17 protein-coding genes, 1 tRNA gene and 1 pseudogene are annotated in these 22,020 nt (G+C 71.7%); 6 read left to right on the top strand and 13 right to left on the bottom strand.

What is annotated here, in order from left to right; genetic code table 11:
• Positions 1-5: 5 nt before the first annotated feature.
• Positions 6-2,687: a penicillin acylase family protein gene (locus tag ACNYC2_RS01825; protein WP_419705414.1), complete on the bottom strand. Its 2,682-nt coding sequence runs from the start codon at positions 2,685-2,687 to the stop codon at positions 6-8.
• Positions 2,688-2,734: 47 nt separating this feature from the next.
• Here ACNYC2_RS01825 and ACNYC2_RS01820 point away from each other — a divergent pair.
• A pseudogene (locus ACNYC2_RS01820) lies at positions 2,735-3,013 on the top strand (FmdB family zinc ribbon protein); the annotation flags it as partial.
• Between the two features lie 14 nt (positions 3,014-3,027).
• Here the strand turns inward: ACNYC2_RS01820 and ACNYC2_RS01815 are convergent.
• Positions 3,028-3,267, bottom strand: a complete 240-nt coding sequence (locus ACNYC2_RS01815) for a hypothetical protein (protein WP_419707932.1) — start codon at positions 3,265-3,267, stop codon at positions 3,028-3,030.
• Positions 3,268-3,394: 127 nt separating this feature from the next.
• Between ACNYC2_RS01815 and ACNYC2_RS01810 the strand changes: the two genes are divergently transcribed.
• Together ACNYC2_RS01810 and mscL are read left to right on the top strand one after the other, a co-directional pair.
• The gene (locus tag ACNYC2_RS01810) at positions 3,395-4,291 is read left to right on the top strand and encodes an SAF domain-containing protein (protein WP_419705413.1); all 897 of its coding nucleotides are present in this window, start codon (positions 3,395-3,397) and stop codon (positions 4,289-4,291) included.
• Positions 4,292-4,453: 162 nt separating this feature from the next.
• Entirely contained in the window at positions 4,454-4,879 is a 426-nt protein-coding gene (gene mscL / locus ACNYC2_RS01805; RefSeq protein WP_419705412.1) for a large conductance mechanosensitive channel protein MscL, read from the top strand.
• A gap of 111 nt (positions 4,880-4,990) precedes the next feature.
• On the opposite strand, the gene ACNYC2_RS01800 is transcribed toward mscL, so the two are convergent.
• The 4 genes from ACNYC2_RS01800 to ACNYC2_RS01785 all read right to left on the bottom strand — a co-directional run bounded on the left by ACNYC2_RS01800 (position 4,991) and on the right by ACNYC2_RS01785 (position 10,472).
• A complete protein-coding gene (locus tag ACNYC2_RS01800) occupies positions 4,991-5,218 on the bottom strand; it encodes a hypothetical protein (protein ID WP_419705411.1) in 228 nt (75 codons plus the stop codon).
• A gap of 34 nt (positions 5,219-5,252) precedes the next feature.
• Positions 5,253-5,732, bottom strand: a complete 480-nt coding sequence (locus tag ACNYC2_RS01795) for an SRPBCC family protein (RefSeq protein ID WP_419705410.1) — start codon at positions 5,730-5,732, stop codon at positions 5,253-5,255.
• Positions 5,729-6,187 (bottom strand): ArsR/SmtB family transcription factor, encoded by a 459-nt coding sequence (locus ACNYC2_RS01790; RefSeq protein ID WP_419705409.1) that lies wholly within the window; start codon positions 6,185-6,187, stop codon positions 5,729-5,731. The genes ACNYC2_RS01795 and ACNYC2_RS01790 overlap by 4 nt, the downstream gene beginning before the upstream one ends.
• A gap of 247 nt (positions 6,188-6,434) precedes the next feature.
• The gene (locus ACNYC2_RS01785; protein WP_419705408.1) at positions 6,435-10,472 is read right to left on the bottom strand and encodes a hypothetical protein; all 4,038 of its coding nucleotides are present in this window, start codon (positions 10,470-10,472) and stop codon (positions 6,435-6,437) included.
• 579 nt (positions 10,473-11,051) lie between these two features.
• Between ACNYC2_RS01785 and ACNYC2_RS01780 the strand changes: the two genes are divergently transcribed.
• Positions 11,052-12,296, top strand: coding sequence for an MFS transporter (locus tag ACNYC2_RS01780; RefSeq protein WP_419705407.1), 1,245 nt, complete (start codon positions 11,052-11,054; stop codon positions 12,294-12,296).
• A gap of 42 nt (positions 12,297-12,338) precedes the next feature.
• Here ACNYC2_RS01780 and ACNYC2_RS01775 read toward each other — a convergent pair whose 3' ends face one another.
• Entirely contained in the window at positions 12,339-13,655 is a 1,317-nt protein-coding gene (locus tag ACNYC2_RS01775; protein ID WP_419705406.1) for a helix-turn-helix domain-containing protein, read from the bottom strand.
• 119 nt (positions 13,656-13,774) lie between these two features.
• On the opposite strand from ACNYC2_RS01775, the gene ACNYC2_RS01770 reads away from it, so the two are divergent.
• Complete coding sequence (locus ACNYC2_RS01770) at positions 13,775-14,659, top strand: L,D-transpeptidase (RefSeq protein WP_419705405.1); 885 nt, start codon at positions 13,775-13,777, stop codon at positions 14,657-14,659.
• Positions 14,660-14,716: 57 nt separating this feature from the next.
• On the opposite strand, the gene ACNYC2_RS01765 is transcribed toward ACNYC2_RS01770, so the two are convergent.
• Genes ACNYC2_RS01765 through ACNYC2_RS01745 form a run of 5 tightly spaced genes read right to left on the bottom strand, consistent with a single transcriptional unit; the run spans position 14,717 to position 20,355 of the window.
• Positions 14,717-15,709 carry an ABC transporter ATP-binding protein gene (locus tag ACNYC2_RS01765; RefSeq protein ID WP_419705404.1) on the bottom strand — a complete coding sequence of 331 codons (993 nt, stop codon included), beginning with the start codon at positions 15,707-15,709 and terminating at the stop codon, positions 14,717-14,719.
• Complete coding sequence (locus ACNYC2_RS01760) at positions 15,709-16,659, bottom strand: ABC transporter ATP-binding protein (protein WP_419705403.1); 951 nt, start codon at positions 16,657-16,659, stop codon at positions 15,709-15,711. Before ACNYC2_RS01760 ends, ACNYC2_RS01765 begins: the two co-directional genes overlap by 1 nt.
• A 1-nt stretch (position 16,660) precedes the next feature.
• A complete protein-coding gene (locus ACNYC2_RS01755) occupies positions 16,661-17,587 on the bottom strand; it encodes an ABC transporter permease (protein ID WP_419705402.1) in 927 nt (308 codons plus the stop codon).
• A complete protein-coding gene (locus ACNYC2_RS01750) occupies positions 17,584-18,579 on the bottom strand; it encodes an ABC transporter permease (protein WP_419705401.1) in 996 nt (331 codons plus the stop codon). Before ACNYC2_RS01750 ends, ACNYC2_RS01755 begins: the two co-directional genes overlap by 4 nt.
• A gap of 3 nt (positions 18,580-18,582) precedes the next feature.
• The gene (locus tag ACNYC2_RS01745) at positions 18,583-20,355 is read right to left on the bottom strand and encodes an ABC transporter substrate-binding protein (protein ID WP_419705400.1); all 1,773 of its coding nucleotides are present in this window, start codon (positions 20,353-20,355) and stop codon (positions 18,583-18,585) included.
• 244 nt (positions 20,356-20,599) lie between these two features.
• On the opposite strand from ACNYC2_RS01745, the gene ACNYC2_RS01740 reads away from it, so the two are divergent.
• Positions 20,600-20,672, top strand: a tRNA-Arg gene (locus tag ACNYC2_RS01740).
• Between the two features lie 28 nt (positions 20,673-20,700).
• On the opposite strand, the gene ACNYC2_RS01735 is transcribed toward ACNYC2_RS01740, so the two are convergent.
• Entirely contained in the window at positions 20,701-21,933 is a 1,233-nt protein-coding gene (locus ACNYC2_RS01735) for an ROK family transcriptional regulator (RefSeq protein WP_419705399.1), read from the bottom strand.
• Between the last annotated feature and the right edge of the window lie 87 nt (positions 21,934-22,020).

Below are 22,020 nucleotides of genomic sequence, written 5' to 3'. Positions count from 1 at the left end.
GCCGGCTACCTCACGGGGTGAGGGTGAGCTCGTCCACCTGCGCCGCGGTCACTGCGTCGGGGCTGGACGGCCACGGGAAGGTCTCCCCCCGTCGCCCAGGCCTCGAGCTGGTCGTCGTAGTGCGCGGACGCCGGGTGCGCGGACGTGCCGGTCACCACCACCCAGGTGGAGGCGTCCAGGTCCGCGAGGTCGACGACCATGCGCATCGACGGGCCGCTCGTCACGTCGAAGCTGCCGCTGGCGGCGTCCCACGCGGTGGCGTTCACGACAGAGGTTCCGCCACCGACCTTGACCGGCGCCGGGTTCATGTACGCGGCCAGCGGCGCCGGGATGCTCGGCCCGCCGAGCACCAGGTGCTCCAGCTTGAGCTGGTGGAGCGTGCCCCACTCCCAGTCGCTGGTGTCCTTGCCGAGCTCGACCGTGAGGTCCTGGCGGGCGCTGACCAGCGCCTCCGTGAGCACCTGGTCGCGGCTCTCCACGACGGCGGCCGTCGAGTTGTCGTCCCAGAACTCGTTACCCGGGTCGCCGAGCATGCTCTGGATCACGGCGAGCCAGCGGCTGCCGCCGTCGGGCCACATGGGCTGCGGCAACTCGTCGTTGAACGTGATCTCCAGAAGGTTGCGCCACACCGCCGCGAAGTAGGCGGCAGCCGCCGAGTCCGGGTCCATGTTGTAGTCGGCCCAGTCGTCCAGAAGCTTCTGGCCGTCCGAGTCGTAACCGGCCGGCAGCTCGACCTCGCGCAGCACCGGCACCAGGGTCTCGGCGAACACGCTCCACTGGTCCAGCTGGAACTCCGACATGTCGGCGGCCGTGAGCTTGCGACCCTCCGCGATCCGCTGGCTGATGAGCGTGCGGATACGTTCCGACCGGTACCCGTAGTCCCAGTCGCGGGTGATGAACGGCCCGGACCCGCTGGGCAGGACTGCCTGGTTGGCCGCGACGATGAACCCTTCCTTGGGGTCCACGACGCCCGGCATCTGTTCCGGAGCCACGTAGCCGGTCCAGTCGTAGCGGGCGTCCCAGCCCGGGCGCGGCCAGGAGCCGTCGGACTCGACGGCGCCGGGGATGCTGGCGCGCACCGGGATCTTGCCCGGCGCCTGGTAGCCGATCTGGCCGTCCGTGGTGGCGAAGACGATGTTCTGCGACGGGACCTCGAACTTCGCGGCCGCCGCCTTCATGTCCGCCGGGGTCTTCGCGAGGTTCATGTCGAACACGGCGTCGGCGGTGCGGCCGGGCTTGAGCGCCGTCCACTGCAGCGAGATCTCGTACTGACCAGTCTGCTGCTCGGTGGGTGAGGCACGCACGGCGTCCATGGTGGCCTCGTCCATGACGGACGAGATGATCGGGCCGTGCACGGTCCGCCGGACCTCCAGGTCGACCGGGCTCCCGCCGTCCACCCGGATCACCTCGGTCTCCTTCTCCATCTCGACCCACTTGTCCACGCCGCGCCGGTACGTGTCGTTGCGCACCCGCTCGATGAAGAAGTCGGTGACGTCGGCGCCCATGTTCGTCAGGCCCCAGGAGATGTCCGCGTTGTGCCCGATGATCACGCCGGGGAAGCCGGAGAAGGAGAACCCGGAGACGTCGAAGGGGCACTCCGGGCCTACCTGGTTGCAGTGCAGACCCACCTGCGCCCAGATACCCGGGGCGGCCAGGTCGAGGTGCGGGTCGTTCGCCAGGAGCGGCTTGCCCGACTCCGTGTGCTGGCCGGAAACCACCCACGAGTTCGAGCCGGTGCCCTCGCCGCGCGCGATCTGCACCGGAACGGCGTCCAGGGCCCGCTGCGCGGACTCCAGGGCCTCGGTGAGGTGCGGGCTCTGGTAGGCGATCCCGGTGTCCGACAGCGTCTGGGTCGCCTGGGTCTGCTGCGTCGCCTGCGTGGCTCCCGCCTCGGCGGGGTCCAGGATCGGCGCGTTGCCGGTGCCCGAGAACGCCGGGAACAGCGCATTGACTCGCGCCGCGTCCTTGTCGAGCGTGCCGTAGGCCAGAGCCCGGTCCAGCTCGTCGTCGTAGTTGCTGCGCAGGTCCCAGGCCATGGCCTTGAGCCAGGCGAGCGAGTCGATCGGGGTCCACGGCTCCGGCTCGCTCACCTCGACGCTGACGTCGAGCACCGTGTACTCGAACGCCGTCTCGGCGGGGCTGCGGTTCTTGAGGTAGGCGTTGACGCCGTCCGCGTACGCCTGCAGGTACTGACGCGTCGTGTCGTCGAGGATGTTGAACTCCTCCTCCGCGACGTGTCGCCAGCCGAACGTGCGGGTGACCATGTCGGCCTGGATCGCGTCGGGGTTGTTGCCGACGAGCTCGGCCAGCCGGCCCGCGGTCACGTGCCGGCGGTAGTCCATCTCGAAGAAGCGGTCCTGCGCGTGCACGAAGCCCTGCGCGCGGAACAGATCCTCTGCCGAGTCGGCGTAGATCTGCGGGACACCCTGGGCGTCGCGGCTGACGCGCACGTCGGAGCTCAGTCCCTCGACCTGGACGTCCCCGGAGTACTCCGGGAGCGGCCGGCGTGCGGTCAGCCAGCCGAAGGTCGTCAGAGCGACGAGGACGAGGACCAGGATGACGGCGGTGCCGACGATGAACTGGCGGACACGAGTGGTACGAGTCCGACGGGGCTTGGTCGGTCCCGCACCGTCGGAGGTTGCTGTTTCGGCGGGCTCTACGGGCTCGGCGGCAGTGGTCGCGGACACGCACTGGAGACTACCGCCCGCCCCTGTGCTTGGGTGAACGCACCGGAGTGAACACACGCGGAAGCTCCAGGGACTATCCCTCGCCGCCGGGCCGTTACTATTGGCACTCGGAAACCCCGAGTGCCAGAGCCGGTTCCAGTGAGCGCGCGACGCTCCGCCCGGCCAGATGTCCAAGAGGAGTGCACGTGCCCACCTACGCGTACCGGTGTGCCGACTGCGGCCACGCGTTCGACATCCACCAGGAGTTCAGCGACTCTTCGCTGACCGTCTGCCCCGAGTGCCAGGGCAAGCTGCGAAAGGTGTTCAGCTCTGTGGGCGTCACCTTCAAGGGCTCCGGTTTCTACCGGACGGACTCGCGCAGCACGTCGACGAGCAGCACCGTGAAGCCGGGCAAGTCGGAGTCCTCCTCCGGCTCGTCGAGCGCCTCGTCCTCGGACAGCTCCGGGTCGTCGTCCTCGTCCTCCTCGTCGGGGTCGTCGAGCTCTTCCGGGTCGTCCGGGTCCTCTGGTTCGTCGTCGAGCGGGTCGAGCACGTCGAAGGCCGCCTCCGCCTGATCCCGCGGCCGGATCTTTTCGGCCACGGCGCGGACCCGTTCGACGGCCCGCCAAGGGTGCGAGCGTGACCACAGGTCGCGTACTCCGCCTCTCGTGCACAGGCTGCCCGACGGCGGCCCCCTGATCCCTCCCCTGCTGCATAACGTCGCAGGCATGGGACTTCTCGACACCATCGCCGAACCTGCCGCACGCCGCGGTCCGACACCCGGCTCCGACGTGCGCGCACCGTGGGACGCTGTGGTCAGGGCTGCCGCTCCGCCTCCGCCCGCCGAGCAGCCGGCGGGCCCGGGCGGCCTGCTGACCCGGCCGAGCGGGCCCTGGTCAGGCCGGTCCCGTCTGGGCCGGGCGAGTCCGGGCCGGTCAGGCCCGGGACGGGCAGGTCCGGGCAGCCCCCGTTCACTCGCGCTCCGGCGCGCCCGCCGGATCCTGTGGCGCTGGCGGTTCGCGCTGGCGGCTGCCCTGTTCGGTCTCGCGGCCTCGGTGACGGTGCACCTCCTGCGCCCGCCGCCCCCGCCGACGATCGACGTGGCGGTCACCGCACGGCCCGTCGCGGCAGGCACCGCGCTCACCCGGGACGACGTCGTCGTGCGCTCGGTCGCCGCCGACCTGGCCCCGCTCGGCGCGCTGCACACGGTGCGCAGCCTGCTGGGCCGCTCGGCGGTCGTCGGGCTGCCCGCGGGCGCGCCGCTGCACGCCACCCTCGTGTCCGACGACGGCGTCTCCGCCGCCGCCCCGCACGGCACCGTGGTGGTCCCGGTCCGCCTGTCCGACGACGCCGTCGCCGCCCTCCTGCGCCCCGGCGACCGGATCGACCTGCTGGCCGGTACGACGTCGGGCAGCGAACCGGACGGAGCGCCCCAGTACCTGGCGCGCGGCGCGCTGGTGCTGCCCGTCCCCGCCGGGCGCGAGCCGGAGGCCGCAGGCGGGCTGCTGGGACCGGCGTCGGACGGCGACCGTCCGGTCACGCTCGTCGCGGTGGTCCCGGAGGACGCGCCGGAGCTGTCGGCGGTCTCGGGCTGGGGCGCGGTGACGGCGGTACTGGTGCCGTAGAGCGCTATGGTCGCTATCGCCCGGGCATAGCGGGGCAAACAGCGCCGCAATTCGGCAGAATGTCCGTCCAAGGTGCGGAATGTTCGAAGTAACCGCAGAATCCTTGACCGGGCCGGTCCCGGCGGCTCTCGACCACCGATGAACAACAGCAGGGGACACAGAATGTTTCAGGGTTTCAAGGAATTCATCACGCGCGGCAACGTGCTCGACCTCGCGGTCGCCGTCGTCATCGGCGCCGCCTTCTCCGGGGTCATCAGCGGCCTCGTGGAGGGCTTCATCATGCCGCTCGTCGGGTGGCTCGTCGGCGCTCCGGACTTCTCGGGTATCGCCTTCAGCGTCCCGAACTGGCGCGGTGACACCACGGAATTCCCGATCGGGCTGTTCATCCAGGGCCTGATCATGTTCGTGCTGATCGCCTCCGCGATCTACCTCTTCGTGATCCTCCCGATCAAGAAGCTGCAATCCCTGCGCAAGACCACGGAAGAGGTTGTCGAGGAGGCCGCCGCGGAGGAGGTCGTGCTGCTCACCGAGATCCGCGACCTGCTGCGTGCGCAGTCGGGCGCGCACTCGCCGTCGCAGACCAGCTGAACGAGCTCCTGAGGACTGCGAGAACGGGGTTACGTTCGCGAGCGAACGCGCTGCGCACGTAACCCCGTTCTCGACTCATCGGCAGCGCCGTCCGTGGCGCCGGTGACGGGTTCAGGCCCAGTGCGGCGGGACGTCCTGGCGGAGCTGCTCGTCGTTCGAGTCGTGGCCGACGTCGGCCGCGCTACCACCCTCACCCCAGCCCGCCGGACGCTCGTCGGCGCTCACGCCGAGCACTGCCTCGCGCTCGGTCCCGCGCCGCACGGCGCGGCGGGGGCCCCGTCGGCGTGGGGCGGCGTCGCTCGGGGCCGGGTCGGCCGGGGTGTTCACGGACTCGCTCACGCCACCATTGTCGCCCAGCGCGGCCCACGTCCGGTCAGGGCGTGGTGAACGCCACCAGCGCATCCAGGTACGCCTGCCATCCGTCGGCCGAGCCGACGCCGCGGTGGACCGAACCGCCGCCCGCACCGCGCGCCTCGAACCCGGTGTGCACCAGGCGCAGCACGGTCTGGTCGGGTCCGACCTCGGTGAAGGTCACCTCCACACGGCTCGCCCGCTCCACGTCGGGGTCGAACCGCCAGTCGCCGTCCAGCATCCAGGCGAGCACGAGCCGGCCGGGGGCGCTCCATTCGAGCACCCGCCCCCAGTCGCACTCGGTGCCGTCGGGCTGCCGCTCGTACCAGCGGCCGCCCGGAGTCGGCTCGAACACGATCGCCGCGGGCCGCTCACCCCCGAGCCAGTGCCCTTCGGCGAGCCACGCCGCGTGCTCCACGGTGAAGAGCTCGAACGCCCGCGCCTGTCCAGCGGGCACGGTCACCTCCGCCACGACGGGCGCGTACGACTGGGTCTCGCTCATGATCGGTCCCTCTCGGACTCCTCGCCGCGCCCCGCCTGACCGGACGAGGCATCGCCCCGCCGTCGGACGGCGTCCTCACCGACGTACTCGGCGAAGGCGGCCAGATGGTTGCTCCAGAAGCGGTCGAGGTAGGCCCGCACGTCGGCGGGCCCGCTCGGATCGAGGCCGTAGAGCCGCCGCGTGCCCTCCGCGTGATCGCGGACGAGCCCGGCCTCCTTCAGCACCTTGAGGTGCTGCGACACCGCGGGCCGGCTGATCGGCAGCCGCTCGGCGAGCTCCCCCACCGACACGGCGCCGCCGGCCAGCAGGGCGACGATGTCGCGGCGCCGGGCATCGCCCAGCGCCTCGAGCTGCCGCTCGCCGCGCCCGGCGCCACGCCCGGCTCCACGCTCTGAGCCAGGTTCTGAGCCAGGCCCAGCGTTCGCCTGCCCCGTCACCGTTCGGTAAGTCGTCACGAACGGTAAGTTACAACTAACCATTGGTAGTCCGCAACCCCCAATGAGTTCGGTCAGTCGCACGGCAGGAAGAACGACTTCGGTCCGTTGCTCTGAGATCGGTCAATCGATTGACCGATCTCAGAGCAACGGACCGAAGTCGAACCAGCGGCCGAGCAACCGACCGAAGTCGACCCACCAACCGACCGAAGTCGACCCACCAACCGACCGAGCCCACACAAGCCCGAGGCCCAGGACCGCCCAGGGATCAGTCGTCCAGCACCTGCGGGACCACCAGCTCCGCCGCCGGCGACACGCCGCCCGAGACGCCCACGCGGGCGTCCCGCACGGCCAGCACCACGCGGCGCACCCGCTCCGCCTCGGCGTCCGGGTCGAGGAACGCGGCGGCCGACCACACCTGCGCGACCACCCAGCCGAGCCGCTCGAGCTGCTCGGCGAGCTGCCTGTCGCGCACGCGGATGGAGGGTTCGGCGACGTAGGCGGCGTCGTCGGTCAGGACCGCGACCAGGAGCTCGCCCGGCAGGTCCGGATGCCCCACCGCGAGCGGGATCCGGTCGCCGCCGGGCAGGCCGTAGTCGGTCTCGACCACGAGGCCCGAGCGCCACAGCCGCTCCCCCAGGTCCACGACCAGGCGGTCGACGGACCGCGCGACGTCCACGCCGTTGCCGATCTCGACCTGGTCGGCGAGGCCTGAGCGCTCCTCGGCGAAGGCCAGCACCTCCGCGAGCATCTGCGGCCCCGGGCCGCGCAGCCGCTCGGGATCGAGGTCGGACGCCGGGAAGCAGGACACGACGTGCAGCCGCTTGCGCGCGGCGCCCAGCGAGCCGAGCAGCATCGCGTCGCCACCGCCGTCACCCAGCACGCCGAACCGGTGCAGCACGCGGCCGTGCGGCGTCCGCCCGAAGCCGAGCGTCAGCACGATCGTGTCGCGCGCGAGCCCGGCGACCCCCGTGACGTCGGCGACCACCACCGGCTCGGGGCGCGATCCGGCGAAGAACGGCGCGAGCGCTGGGTTCGCGCGGACCTCGGCGAGCAGCCGCTCGCGGATGCGGTCGGCGTGCGCGGCGGTGACGGTGACGATGCCGAAGGTCTCCTCCGGCCGGGTCATCGCATGCTCGATCGCGAGGTCGACCACCTGCTCCACCTCGGCCTGCGTCGACTCGACGGTGCCGGAGACCGGGTCGGGCATCCCCGTGCCGTCCACGAGCGAGAAGTGCACGAGCGCCTCGGTCCGCGGCATGGGCGCCGGCCGCATGATGCCCTCGTACCCGTGGGCGGCCAGCAGGCCCGTGAGCTGCGGGTCCCGTCGCGCCGGCTCGGGCTGCAGCGTCACGCGCGGCAGGAGCCGCGCGAGGTCGCGCACCGCGGTGCCCGACGCCGACCGCGGGTCACCGACCACGACGATCTGCCGGCCACGGGCCAGCGCCGGCACGACCACCTCGACCGGCACGTGCTGCACCGCGTCGAGGATCACCAGGTCCGCGCTCCGCTCGGCGGGCAGCAGGTGCGGCACCATGGTCGGCGTCGACACCCAGGTCGGCCGCAGGCGTCGCACGGTCGAGCCGTGCCCGGACACGAGGTCGCGCATCGAGCTGAGCCCGCCCTCGACCAGCGTCGCGTAGAGGGCCTCGGCGTCCTCCCGCTCGTCGCGCATCGCCGCACCGAGGTGCGCACGCACCGCTGCCCGCACGGGTGCGGACAGGGACTCGATGTGCCGGCGGTCGAGCTCCCGGAACCGGCCGGCGAGCGCATCCAGCCCTGCGCCGTCCTGCCCGGCGAGCTCGGGCTCGGTCGACAGGATCTGCTCGAACACCGACGACCACCACGACAGCTCCAGCTCCGGCCCCACGAGGTCGGTTTCCACGCGGCGGCCGCCGAGGTCGTCGACCAGCTCGCCGAGCCCCGCCTTGCGCAGCCGGCGCAGCACCGCGGTCCGCTCGGGCAGCGGGGTCAGCGCGTCCGCGGTCTCCGCGAGGGACGCGAGCCGCTGGACCAGCGCGAACAGGTCAAGGTCGAGCAGCCCGCCGCCCGCCTGCGCGGAGCGCAGCACCGGCTCGAGCGCCTCGAGGTCGATGCGGACGGCCTCGTAGGTCTCCTCCACCGCGGCCAGACCCTCCGGCAGGGTCGGCCAGCCGCCGCGCGGGCACTGCGCCTGCCACACCTCGCGCTGCCGCTGCACCTCGACGAGGGCCGCGTGCATGTCGGGCACGCGGACCCCTGGACGGACCATCTCGCGGGCGCGCCGCTTCAGCCGGCGCCGGGCCAGCCAGCCCATCTCGACACCCTGCTCGGACCGCGTCCGGCTCGAGGCCGTCGCCTGCACCATGTCCGCGGCGGTTCGCTCGAAGACCATCGGCTGGAACACGTCGAGCGTGCCGCGCATGCCGCCCAGCATCGCGAGCTGCTCGCCCCACTGGTTGGCCGTCGTGGCCTCGACCAGGCCGGTCACCTGGGCGACGTACTCGATCTGCTTGCGCAGCTCCGGCAGCGTGTGATCGGCGAGACGCATGACCCGGGCCAGGGCCGAGCGGGCGTCCTCGTCGGTGAGGATGTGCGCGCCGAACCAGGGGCTCGACGCGGACCGCAGCGAGAACGCGCCCAGCTCGGCCGCCCGCTCGAGGTCGGCGGCGAGCTCGGCGCGACGCTCCGCGCCCAGGACGAGCACCGTCTCCGAGGCCAGCCGCACCCGGGTCGCCGGGGCGGGGCGCTCGGAGGTGAGCCGGGCGAGGGCCTGCAGGGCGTCGTACGCGGAGACGCGCCACGGGTCGCGCACCCGGTGCAGCGCCCCGATGTAGCCGGCGAGCTGTGCCCGCGAGCCGATCAGCGCGTCCCGCACCCGGGCCACCGCGTCGGCGTCGATCCGTTCCTGCGCGGGCGCCATCGCCTCCAGCAGACGGCGCGCCGTCGACGTGCGCCACGTCGGCACCGGCGCGATGTCGAGCAGGAGCCCGCCCAGGCCGAGCGAGTCGAGGCGCGCGGCCAGTGCGTCGGCGGCACGGCGGTGCCCCGGGACGTACAGCACGGACCGGCCGCTGGCGTTCGCCTCCGCGACGACGGCGGCCAGCGTGCCCGCGACGTCCGACCCGACGGGCGCGTCGACGAACAGGTGGCTGCCCGTGGCCAGCGCGTCCACGACGTGCCGCTGGTGCGGGTCCAGGTCGCCGACGCCGCGCTCGTGCGCCGGGTCGGCGTCGCCCACGCGCCGCTCCGGGAGCTCGACCTTGCCCAGCCGGGTCACCGAGCCGTCCACCCCGCCGAGCGCCGAGACCACCTCGTGCTGCCCGAGGACGGGGCCCAGCTCGTCGAGGTCGTCGACCAGCACCTGCCCGGGGTGGACGAACGTGCCGACCAGCACCCGCCGGTCGAGCTGGAACTCGCCGAGCACCGCCGAGCCGAGGCTCGCGACGCGGTCCAGCACGTCCGACGGGTTGAAGCCCGCGAGCGTGAACGTCGCCTTGGCCAGCGCCGTCGGGTCGAGCAGCGCGCCGTGGGCGCGCAGCGTGCGCGCCACCACCGGGTTGATCTCGACCGTGGAGTCGAGCGTGATGTCGTAGTCACCCTCGCCGTCGCTGCGCGGCGTGAGCATGACGGGCCGGAGCAGCACGGGTGCGCGCACCACGCGCGGCTCGTCCTCCTCGCCGTCCGACGGCGGCACGGGCCGGCCGGAGGGCATGGCCAGCGTCACGATGGGGACGGAACCGGTGAGCGCCGGCGCGTCGGCCGGGCTGTCGGCGGACTCGTGCTCGGGGGCGGGCACCGTGCTCGCGGGGCCGAGCACCCGGGTGATGGCCTCCATGTCGCTCCGGTCGCCACCGGTCGTCGGCCGCTCGACCCACGTGGCCACGCCGATCGCCAGGTAGGTGGGCGACACCCCGTAGCGCTGCGCGTGCTCGGCGGAACGTGCGGCCACCGCCCGTGCCCGGCGGCGGGCCGCCGGCAGCGAACCCGACTCCCGCACCAGGTTGGACAGGCGCGTGGGCCGGCCCGCGAAGAGCTGGGCCACACCAGAGGGATGGGCGGTCGACAGGTCGATGACCGCCTCGCCCAGCAGTCCGACGTCGGCCAGGGAGGATCCCCCGGCGAGCCGGACCAGGCCGGCGCGCCAGCGCGCGACCGACTCGGTCATGGGGTCCCGGACACCGTCCGGCGTGGACTCCGGGGGCTGCGACACAGCCAGCTCGGTGGCCGGGTCCGTTGTCTCGTCGTTCAGCGCGGCCGAGAGCTCCTCGGACAGATCGGCCGAGATCTCGGAGGCGGCTGCGGTCTGGCGGCGTGCAGCGTTCACACCAGCACGCTAACCGCGTCGTGTCCGCAAGGGCCGCACGCCACGCCGCGCGACACGCCGGGCACTCCGAACTCCCTGGCGTGTCCCGCACGCAGGTCACCCGGTGCGCGCCGGGCCGACGGTGCGGCGTACCGGCCCGGGACGCGGGCGGCCGCGGTGACCGTCGTCGGGGAATGCAAGAGCCCCTTCGGCAGGGGGTCCGAAGGGGCTTCGCAGACGGGCCGAAGCCCGACGGGGTATGACAGTGCGCACCGCGCAGGGGGCGGGCGATGCGCACCGTCTTGTGAGAGTCTGCACCTGTTCCCGGCGGACGTCAACACCGAGTCGGACGATCGTCCAACTGTTGAAACGTGCGTCTGTAAAACGTTATCGAAGTGTCCGCAATATCCGAACTGCCGCTCGCCCGGCCGCAGGATCCCGCCGATCCCGCGCGTCACCGCCGCCGCGCCGCGGACACCGGCCGAGAAGCCCTCACGAGGGCCGGAAAGCCCTGTCCTGCGCCGGCGATATCACCCCCTCGGCCGGCCCGGTCCGACCGGAAGAAAAAAGCCTGGACGCCGTACCTAGACTCGAACGTTTGTGAGAGCACTCATCGAGGCAGTCTTCCCCCGCCGGCTGGGCCGGTCGTTCCGCTGGCTCGTGACCTCGTCCTGGACCAGCAACATCGGCGACGGCATAGCTCTCGCGGCGGGACCGCTCCTCGTCGCGTCGCAGACCGACAGCCCGTTCCTCGTCGCGCTCGCCGCGATGCTCCAGTCGCTGCCGTGGCTCCTGTTCGGCCTCTGGGCCGGCGCACTGGCCGACCGCCTGGACCGCCGCCGCATGGTGATGATCGCCAACGGCTTGCGCGCCGCGGTGATCGTCGCGCTGTGCGCCATCATCGTCACGGACGTCGTGAACGTCGTCCTCGTGCTGGCGGTCATCCTCGCCCTCGGGGTGGCCGAGGTGTTCGCCGACTCCGCGAGCCAGACGCTCCTGCCGATGGTGACCCCCAAGGAAGACCTGGCGGTCGGCCAGGCCCGGCTCATGGCCGGCTTCGTGACGGCCAACCAGCTCGCCGGGCCGCCCGTCGGCGCGTTCCTGTTCGCCGCCGGCATGGCCTGGCCGTTCGCCGTCCAGGCGGTCACGGCAGTGCTGGCGATCGTCCTGATCTCGCGGATCTCGGTGTCCCAGGCTGCCGTACGCGAGACCCGTACCCATATCCGCCAGGACATCACCGAGGGCCTGCGCTGGGTGTGGCGCACCCCCGCCGTCCGCACGCTGATGCTCACCATCCTCACGTTCAACGTCGCCTACGCCGCGCCCATGGGCGTGCTCGTGCTCTACGCGACGGAGCGCCTGGGGATGAGCACGCTCCAGTTCGGCATGCTGACCACCGCGACAGCGGTGGGCGGCCTCCTCAGCACCGCCTTCTTCGACCGTCTGCAGAAGCGGGTCCCGTTCGCGACGCTGATGCGCGTGGTCCTGACCTGCGAGGTGATCTGGCACCTGACGCTGGCGCTCAACACGACGGTGTGGGGCGCCTTCGTCGCGATGTTCGGGTTCGGCGTCTACGCGTTCGTGTGGGGCGCCATCTCCAACGCCGTGCGCCAGCGCGCCACCCCGCTCGACCTCCAGGGGCGCGTGGGTTCGCTCAACATGGTGAGCGTGTTCGGCGGGGTCCTCCTGGGCAACGCGCTGGGCGGTTTCATCGCCGAGCAGTGGGGGCTGGCCGCCCCGTTCTGGTTCGGGTTCGTGGGCTCCGGGATCACGCTGATCCTGATCTGGAAGTCCCTCGGGAGCATCGCCCATGCCGACTCGGGAGAGGCCGACCCGGGCGAGTAGGCAGCCCCGGCCGCGGCCGGGCCGGGGCGAACCGGGTTCCGGTCAGCGCGCCCTGACGATCGGGATCGAACCCGTCTCCGTGAACTCGCGCATGCGCTTGCCCACCGTCGACCGGCTGACGCCCACCTCCTCGGCGATCTCCCGGTACGTACGACCCTTGGTGCGCAGCTGGATCATGCGCTCGGCGTCCTCGGTCCCGAGCCCGGTGTTGCGCCGCGGACGGCGACGCGGGGGCAGCGCCTCCCGGACGTTCGCCGTGGCCCGGTCCGCTGCCTCAGCGGGCTCCTCGAGCGGTGCCTCCGCATCCTGGTCGGACTCGATCTCGGGCGCGGGCGCTCGCTCGCTCACGCCCTGGCGCGGCGTGCCGAGGGCGGCGCTGACGCGTGCGGACCGGCGATCGGTCTCGCCGTCGAACAGCTCGCCGTCGTACACCCCGCCGTCGTACACGTCCCGGTCGAGGAAGTCCTCGCCGCGCACGTCCGCGTCCCGGCCCCGCGCGACGGGACGCACGTCGGCGAACTCCGCGGCGACGGCGTCGGCGGCGCGGCGCTCGTAGTCGGGCGCACCCACCCCGACGCCGGCACGCGCGCCGTCCCGCGTGTCCGACACGCGGCCGTCCATGAGCTCGTCGTCCACGAGGATGCCGGTCAGCCGCTGCCGGTCGGCGAGGTGCAGCCGGGCGACGTCGGCGGTGCCGTCCCCCACCGCCGCGAGCGCCTCGCACCAGGCGGCGACCTGCGCCCGCATCTCCATGGGCGGGACGGTGCGCAGGGCGACGGAGCGTGCCCTGCGGCGTCCGGCCTCGGCGCGGGCGAGCCGACGGCGGGCGGTCCGCGACCCGTCGTGCAGGCTCTGTGCCCGGAACAGGTCCTCGGTGCTCAGGAAGAGCGCGTGCATGCGCGCGGACTGCCGCATCGCCGACCAGGACGTGCCGGTGGCGAGGTGCCGGTCGCCGATCAGGGCGAGGTGCCACATGAGCGCGGCGAGCAGCGGCACGACGAACCTGAACAGGATCGCGCCGACGGGGTGGCCGATGTAGGCCTCGTGCCACGCGGCGAACACACCGGACGCGGACGACAGCGCCCAGGTCAGGGCGAGCAGGGTGCCGCCGGGCCGGTTGTCCCGGGCGGCCTCGCGGGCGAGGAGGGCGACGGTGACGAGGGACAGCTCGAAGACGCCGGCGGTCGCGTACGCGGTGCCCTGGTTCATGGCGAGGACGTCGATGCCGAACTGGACCATCGCCAGGTACGCGGACCCGGTCGAGATGAGGGCGACGGAGATCGCGCCGGTGAGGACCAGTCTGCGGGAACGGCGCGTCGGGACGGTCGTGACGGGGAACGTCCGGTCGGCGGATGCCACGGGTTCTCTCCTTGGTCGAGGGGTGCCGGGTGAGAGTATCGAACAAGAGTTCGGATTCCCAGGGTTTGGGCGAAACTGAAGATATCGGACATAGATGTCGGGCCGGTATCGTCCGGTGCATGTCGCGAAAGCTCTGGGCCTGGACAGCGGGCGGTTTGGCGGTCGTGCTGCTCGTGGCCGCGGCGTGGGTCGGCCTGTCTCCTCGCGACGAGCCCGCTCCGGCGGCAGCCACGCCGTCCGCGAGCCCGTCGCCGTCGCCGAGCCCCACGCCGTCACCCAAGCCGACGCCGACCCCGACCCCCGCCAAGTACTCCCTACGGTCGCTGCCCAGGCCGGACATCGCCGAGCTCCTGCCGCGCGCGCTGCCGCAGGCCGACGTCGACTCCCTGGAGGACCTGCCCGGTTCGGTGGCCCGGCCGAACGACCCCCGCATCCCGGTCTGGGCGAGCCCCGACGTGACCGAGGCGCCGGTTCTCGCCCTCGAGTCCCGCTACTACGACGCCGAGGCGCGCTGGCTCGTGCTGGACAGCCGGCCGGGGTGGGTGCAGGTGCTCGTCCCGTACGGGCGCAGCGCCCTGCCGTCGCGCGATCCGGAGCAGGTCAACGGGACCGCGGGCTGGCTCCGCGGGAGCGACGTCCTGCTGATCCGGGAGAAGCGGTCGGTGCTGGTCGACGTGTCCGACCGCACGGTGACCGTGACGCACGCCGACGGTTCCAGCGACCGGCTCCCGGCGGCGGTCGGCGCGTCCGCCACGCCGACGCCGCAGGGAATCACCCAGGTGTTCACCGTCACGGAGGCGGTGAACACCGGGATGTCGGTGTTCCTGTCGATGCAGAGCGAGACCCTCGACGGGTTCTACGGCACCGACTACGCCGCGACCGCCCTCCACGTGGGCGTGGGCCAGGGGCAGGCGGTGAGCAACGGCTGCATCCGGCTCACGGCCGAGGACTTCGCCGGACTCACCGACCTGACCCCTGGCGTCCCGGTCCTGATCAGGTCCTGACCCCCGGTGGTCGGGCTTGTCGACGCCCGGTCTCGACAAGCTCGACCAGCGGGAGGGTCATGGCCCGGCGGGGCACGGGTCCTCCGCCGCCTTGCGGAAGCACCCCACGAAGTGCCCGGGCGTGTACTCGACCAGGCCGACGCCGTCAGGTGTGCCGTCGGCGGCCTCCGCCTCCTCGCCGAAGGCTCGGCCCTGGGCCGTGATCGCCTCGTGGTAGAGGCAGCGGCCGGCCAGACGCCTGGTGCGCTCGGCCTCCTCGGCCTCGACCTCGTCCCACGTCCGGTCCAGGTGCGGCACCGAGGCGAGGAGGTCGCGGGTGTAGGGGTGCAGCGGGTCGTCGAAGACGGCGTTCGTCACGCCCCGCTCGACCACACGCCCCTTGTAGAGGATGACCACGCGGTCGGAGACGTAGTTGCCGAGCGAGAGGTCGTGCGTGACGAACAGGATGCCGAGGCCGCGCGCCTTGAGCTCACCCAGCAGGTTGAGCACGTCGATGCGGGTCGAGGCGTCGAGCATCGAGATGATCTCGTCCGCGACCAGCAGCTCGATGTCGAGCAGCAGGGCCCGCGCGATGAGCAGGCGCTGCAGCTGCCCGCCGGAGAGCTGGTGCGGGAACTTGCCGAGGATGTCGTCGGGCTCGAGCGTCACGGCGGCGAGCGCGTCCTCGAGCCGCGAGCGCCACTCCCCCGACGAGACCCGGGGGAAGTAGGAGCGGCGCAGCGTCTCGAACGTGCGGTCCACCTTGTAGATGGGGTTGAACGACGAGAACGGGTCCTGGAACACGCCCTGGACCTTGCGGTAGTAGTCGCGGCGGGCGCGGAACGAGAGCTTGGTGACGTCCTGCCCGTCGAACGTGATGGTGCCGCCCGAGGAGTCGAGCAGGTGCAGCACCAGCTTGCCGATCGTCGACTTGCCGCTGCCTGACTCGCCGATGAGCGACACGACCTCGCCGCGCTGCACGTCGAGGCTCACCTGCCGCACCGCGTGCAGGTCGGAGGTGCCGAAGGTGCCGGTCCGGTAGACCTTGTCGAGATGGTCGAGGGTCAGCATCAGCTCACCGCCCAGCAGGCCACGTGGTGCCCGGGGGCCACTTCCCGGAAGGGTGGCGCCTCCGCGCACCTGTCGTGCGCCAGGGGGCAGCGGGCCCGGAACCGGCAGCCGGCGGGCGGTTCGAGGAGCGACGGCGGCCGTCCCTCGATGCCTTCGAGCTGCTGCTCCTCGTACCGGTCGCCGACCTTGGGCAGCGCCCCGATGAGCATCTTCGTGTACGGGTGCAGCGGTTCGCTGATGATCGTCCTGGCCGGCGCCTTCTCGGCGAGGTGCCCCGCGTACATGACGAGGATGGTGTCGGCGACCTGGAACAGCACGGAGATGTCGTGCGTGATGACGATCATCGACTTCACGAACCCGTGGTCGCGGAACTCGACGAGCGCCCGGGCCACCGCCTTCTGCGAGGAGACGTCGAGCGCCGACGTCACCTCGTCGCCGATCAGGAGCGACGGGTTCAGCAGCGTGGAGAGCACGAGCACCACACGCTGCTTCATGCCGCCGGACAGCTCGATCGGGTAGCGCTTCAGCACGTCCGGCTCCAGCCCGACGAGCTTGAGACGCCGCTCGAGCTCGGGCAGCACGTCGCTGTACCGGACGTTGTGCGCCCCGAGGAGGTCCTTGATCATCCGCCCGATCTTGCGGGTCGGGTTCATCGCGGACATCGCGTACTGCGGGATGAGCGACACCTCGCGGTAGCGGCGGCGGCGCATGGCTCCGTCGTCGGCCAGCGGCAGCTCGTCGTCGTCCAGGACCACCGTGCCGCCCACGTGCTTCATGCGGGTGTCGAGGCGGATCAGGGCCTTGCCGAGCGTCGTCTTGCCGCACCCTGACTCGCCGGCCACGCCCATGATCTCGCCGTCCGCCACCTCGAAGGTGACGCCGTCGAGGGCTTTCACGTCGCCGCGGCGGGTGCGGTACCAGACCTTGAGGTCGTTCACAGCCAGGGCCATGTCACATCTCCCGCAGCTTGGGGTTGAAGACCTCGTCGAGGCCGACGTTCATGATGTAGAGCGAGCCGACGATGAGCGTGATCCCCAGCCCCGGTGGGATGAACCACCACCACAACCCCAGATGGAGCGCGCTCCACTGCACCGCCTGGTTCATCATCAGGCCGAGCGACATCGCGTTGGTGGGCCCGAGCCCGATGAAGTCGAGCGACGCCGCCGTCAGGATCGACCCGCCGAACAGCAGCACGAACGTCATGAAGAGGTAGGAGTACATGTTGGGCGCGACCTCGCGCCGCAGGATCGTGCCCACCCCCACCCCGGACAGCCGCGCCAGGTCGATGAAGTCCCGCGTGCGCAGCGACAGGGTCTGCGAGCGGACGGCGCGCGCCACCCACGGCCAGCTGAAGACGCCGATGTACAGCGCCTGCATCGGGACGCTCCGCACGCCGAGGTAGGCGTTGATGATGATGAGCACCACGAAGCCCGGGATCACGAGCACCACGTTGGTGAGCATGTTCAGCAGCTCGTCGATCAGTCCGCCGCGGTAGCCCGCGACGAACCCGATGGTCATGCCGATGACGGCCGAGACCGCGCCGCCCAGCACGCCCACGAGGAACGTGGACCGCAGGCCCGCGACGAACTGCGCGAAGACGTCCTGGCCGAACGTCGTGGTGCCGAACGGGAAGTCCGCCGACGGCGGCGCCATGGGTGGCCCCGCGTAGTCCATGGGCGCGTACTTGAGGAACGCCGGCCCGATCAGGCCGAGCAGCAGGAACCCGAGCACCACCACCATGCCGATGATGACCTTGGGGTTGCGCAGCGCGAAGTACAGCGTCTCGCGTGCGTCCCCGCCCGGCTTGCGGCCCGACGCCGCCCCGGTCTGTTCGGCTGTCTCTGTCCCCGGCCCTGTAACGGGCTGTGTCGCCGTCATGCCGTTCCCCCCGTCAGTCCGGTCCTGGTGCGAGGATCGACCAGCACGTAGACGATGTCGATCACGAAGTTGGCGACCAGCACGCCGATCACCACGAACAGCAGGGTGCCCTGCAGCAGGAAGAAGTCCTGGTTCTGGATGGCGGACAGCACGAGCTTGCCGAGACCCGGATAGGCGAACACGATCTCGGTCACCAGGGCGCCGCCCAGGATGGTGCCCAGCTGGAGCGCCAGGCCCGTGATCTGCGGCAGCTGCGCGTTGCGGAACGCGTACTGCCGGATGAGCCGCCTCGGCGCGCCGAGCGCGGCGAGGTAGTTCGCGTAGTCCGACTCGAGCTCGTAGATGATCAGGTTGCGCATGCCGATCGCCCAGCCGCCGAGCGAGACGAGGAAGAGCGACAGGAACGGCAGCACCCAGTGCTGCAGCAGGTCGAGCGCGAACGACCACGTCCACTGCGGCACGAGGCCGAAGTCGTAGCCGCCGGCCACGGGGAACCAGCCGAGCGCCACGCCGAAGCCCCACGCGAGCAGGATCGCCAGCCACATATACGGCATGGCCGTGACCAGGTAGCCCACCGGCAGGGCCACGTTGTCGAGCCAGCGGCTGCGCGCCGCCATCGCGCCCACGGTGTTGCCGACCACGAAGCTCAGCAGGATCGCCGGGATCATGATGCCGAGCGTGTACGGGACGGCGTCGAGCACCACCTCGCTGACCGGCGTGGGGAACAGCCACACGCTCGTGCCCAGGTCACCGCGGAACAGCGAGCCCCAGTAGTTCAGGTACTGCTGCCAGATCGGTAGGTCCAGACCGAACATGCGCTCGTAGTAGTCGGTCATGGCCGCGATCGTCTCGGGGTGCTGGACGGCGGTGCGCGCCACCATCCGCTGAACCGGATCCCCCGGCATGAGCCGGGGGATCAACCAGTTCAGCGTCACCGCCACGACGAAGGTCAGGCCGTAGACCAGCGTCTTGCGAGCGAGATAGCCGCCCATACGTCAGGAGGCCGGCTCGAGGGCGAGAAGCGCGTTGAGGCCGCCCATCTGCACGTACCCGTTCCACATCACCGGGAAGTACGCGTCCTCGCGGCCCTCCTTGGGCCAGTTGGTCCACTGCGACTCGTTGTACTGCGCCCACGCGCCGTTGTACCAGAGCGGGATCGCCGGGAGGTCGGTCATGAACTTCTCCTGGACCTGGGACAGCGTCTCCGAGAACTCCGGTGTGCCGCTCTCGGTCCGGGACAGGTCCTGCACCAGCTCCCAGGCCTCCTCGTCCTCGTACCGGCCGAAGTTGCCCGCCAGCATCTGCTCCTGGACGGGCTGGTAGAACGCGTAGTTGTAGTAGGTCCAGGGCGTGTTGCTGATGCCCGCGTTGCCGTTGATCAGCAGGTCGAAGTCGCCGGTGGCACGGGCGTCGTCGACGGCGCCCGCGTCGGGGAAGTCGGCGGTGACCTTGATGCCCGCGGCGGAGGCGTCCTCCGCGATGACGCGCGCCGCCTCCATCCAGTCGGTCCAGCCGGCCGGCACGATCAGCTTGAGGTCGATCTTCTCGCCGTCCGGCGTCTCGACGAAGCCGTCGCCGTCGGTGTCCTCGTAGCCGGCGTCGGCCAGGATCGACTTGGCCTCCTCGGCGTCGAACGTGAAGCCGTGCTCTGCGGCGACGTCCTCGTCGTAGTACTGCTCGAACGCGGGGACCAGACCCGACGGGTGCGCCTTCGACACGAGGCCGCCGTACGCGTTGGCGACGATCTTGTCGACGTCGATCGACCGGGCCAGCGCCTGGCGGAAGTCCACATCGTCCATCGGGGCGCGCGTCTGGTTCGGGATCAGGTTGGCCGACGCCGCCGCCAGCATGTACGGCTCACCGTCGTAGTAGGTGCTGACCGAACCCTGGTCCACGAGCGTGTTCACGCCGGGCAGGAAGTTGTTGCTCAGGTCGAGGCTGCCGGACAGCATCAGGCCGAGCGCCACCTCGTTGGAGGTGTTCACGACGTCGACGATGTACTTCATCGGCATCTCGAGGCCGAGCTCGCTCTTGGCCCACCAGTCGTCGTTGCGCTCCCAGACCATGCGGTCCTGCCCGACGGCGGAGAACTTGAACGCCCCGGAACCGATCGGCTTCTCGTTCGGGTTGGACAGCAGCTCGTCGTCCGACCACTCACCCATGATGTGCTCCGGCACGATCATGGTCGTGTAGAGCCAGTTGTCCCACTCCTGGAAGCGGGGGTCCGAGAAGGTGAACTCGACGGTCGTGTCGCTCGTCGCCTCCGCCTTGTCCAGCCAGGTCCACAGGTTGCTCCACGGCACGGCGTCGACCTTGCCGAGCTCCGCGGTGAAGACGACGTCCTCGGCGTCGAGCGCCTCGCCGTCCTGCCAGGTCAGGCCCTCGCGAAGCGTGAGCTCGTAGGTGTCGTCGCCGGTCCACTCGCCGCCCTCGGCGAGCCAGGGCGTCAGCTCGAGGGTGATGGGGTCGAACTGGAACAGCGGCTCGTAGAGCAGGCCGCCCAGGCCGGTGGCACCACCCGCACCGGGAATCGGGTTCCAGGATGCCGGCGGACCCCACTGGGTGCCGCTCGTGAAGAGCGTCTCCTCGCGGGGGTACTCGCCGATGAGCTCGGTCGCCGACTCCATCCCCTCGGCGGTCGCGTACGGGTTCGGCGCGGCAGTGGGCGCGCTTCCACCGCCGCCGCCGCAGCCGGTCAGCAGCAAGCCGGTCACCGCGGCTGTCGCGAGGGCCAACGTGCCCCGAGACCTGGTCTGTCGAAGGAACATCGTTGATCCTCTCGTCCACCCGCACGGCCGTCGTGCGGACCCGACGCGACGTCGCGCCGGGTTTGCTGAGCATCGTTCTGCCCTTTTGCCCGACGAGTCAAGGTTTGGGAGGCAAGTTGCCAAAATGTGACGTCGGACCGGTCCGAAGCGTTTAGCGCGCGGGGGCCGCCTGCCGCTAGGCTGTGTGCGCCGGTCCGGGCTCTGCCCGGTGCCGGACGCGCTCCTCCCTCGCGGAGGGGCGCGAGCGCCTGTAGCTCAGTGGATAGAGCACCGCTCTCCTAAAGCGGGTGTCGGCAGTTCGAGTCTGCCCAGGCGCACCTCTCGCAAGACGTGGTCGATCGAAGGTCAGACCCAGGCGGCCGGGTCGGCCAGCACCGCCTGCAGCACCTCGCGCGCCCCGCCCGTGAGCGCCGCCTGCGGGCCGGCCTGCGCGGCGCGGACGTCCAGGTCGACGAACGGCGCGGCGAGCACGCGATCGGCGAGCACCTCCTCGACGTCGGCCCGGAGCCAGGGCAGCAGCTCGGTGTAGGCGCCACCCAGCACGATCGTGGAGACGTCGAGCAGGTTGACGAAGTCGGCGAGGGCGGAGCCGAGCGCCCGGCCGGCCGGCAGCGTGGCCAGGGCGCTGCCCGACGCGCGGGGGCCCGCGCCGTCCCGGGTCAGCCGAGCGATGAGTGCGTCCAGCGGGGAGTCCGGCGGCAGCCCCGCCGCGCGCATCATCGCCTCCTTGCCCGCGTACTGCTCCAGGCAGCCGAACGCGCCGCACGAGCAGCGCGGCCCGGCCGGGTCGACGACGACGTGCCCGATCTCGCCGTTCCAGCCGCGCTCCCCCAGGAACAGCCCGCGGTCGACGACGATGGCCGCGCCGATGCCGACGTCACCCGAGACGAAGATGAAGGAGTCGGGTGCCGCGACGTCGGAGCCGCCGGCCAGCTCGGCGAGCGCGGCGAGCTTGGCCTCGTTGGCGATGCGGACCTCGAGGTCGCCGAGCCCCAGCAGCGGGACCGGGTCGAGCGTGGACCAGCCGAGGTTGGGCGCCACCTCGAGGAGCCCGGTGCGCGGGTCGACCAGGCCGGGCAGCGCCAGGCGGGCGCCGGCGACGGTCATGCCGGACGCCGCGACGCCGTCGGACACCTCGCGGGCGAGGCTGCCGAGCCGGCCGAGCACCGCCGTCGGGTCGCTGTCATGGAAGGCGCCCGGGACGACACGCTCGGCGACGACGTCCCCGGTGAGATCGAGCACGCGCGCGCCGAGGTAGTCCACGTTCACCTCGAGCCCGAGGCCGACGACGGAACGGGGGGCCGGGACGAGCGGTACCGCGGGCCGGCCTGCTCGTCCGCCGGTCACCGCGGGCAGCTCCCGCACGAGCCCGGCGGCCACCAGCTGGTCGACCAGGGTCGACACGGTGGCCCGGGCGAGGCCGGTCGCGGCGGCGACACCGGCGCGCGAAAGTGGTTCGGAGACCTCGAACACGGCGCGCGCGACCAGCTCGAGATTGCGTTCGCGCAGGGTGTGCTGCCGGGCCGCGCCAGGGCCCGTCCACGTGGTGCTCTCGCGTGCGGTCCCGGCGGTGGTCACGCCTTGACTGTAGCGGAACCTCGCGCAATAGTTCATCCGTACAACAAATGCGGCGCCGCATACCGGGGCCGCCTCGATGAGGAGACC

It is taken from the genome of Promicromonospora sp. NFX87 (assembly GCF_048564965.1).
GTDB lineage: Bacteria > Actinomycetota > Actinomycetes > Actinomycetales > Cellulomonadaceae > Promicromonospora.
Note: the sequence above shows the minus strand (reverse complement) of the source record. Positions and strands in the feature narration are given on the sequence as shown.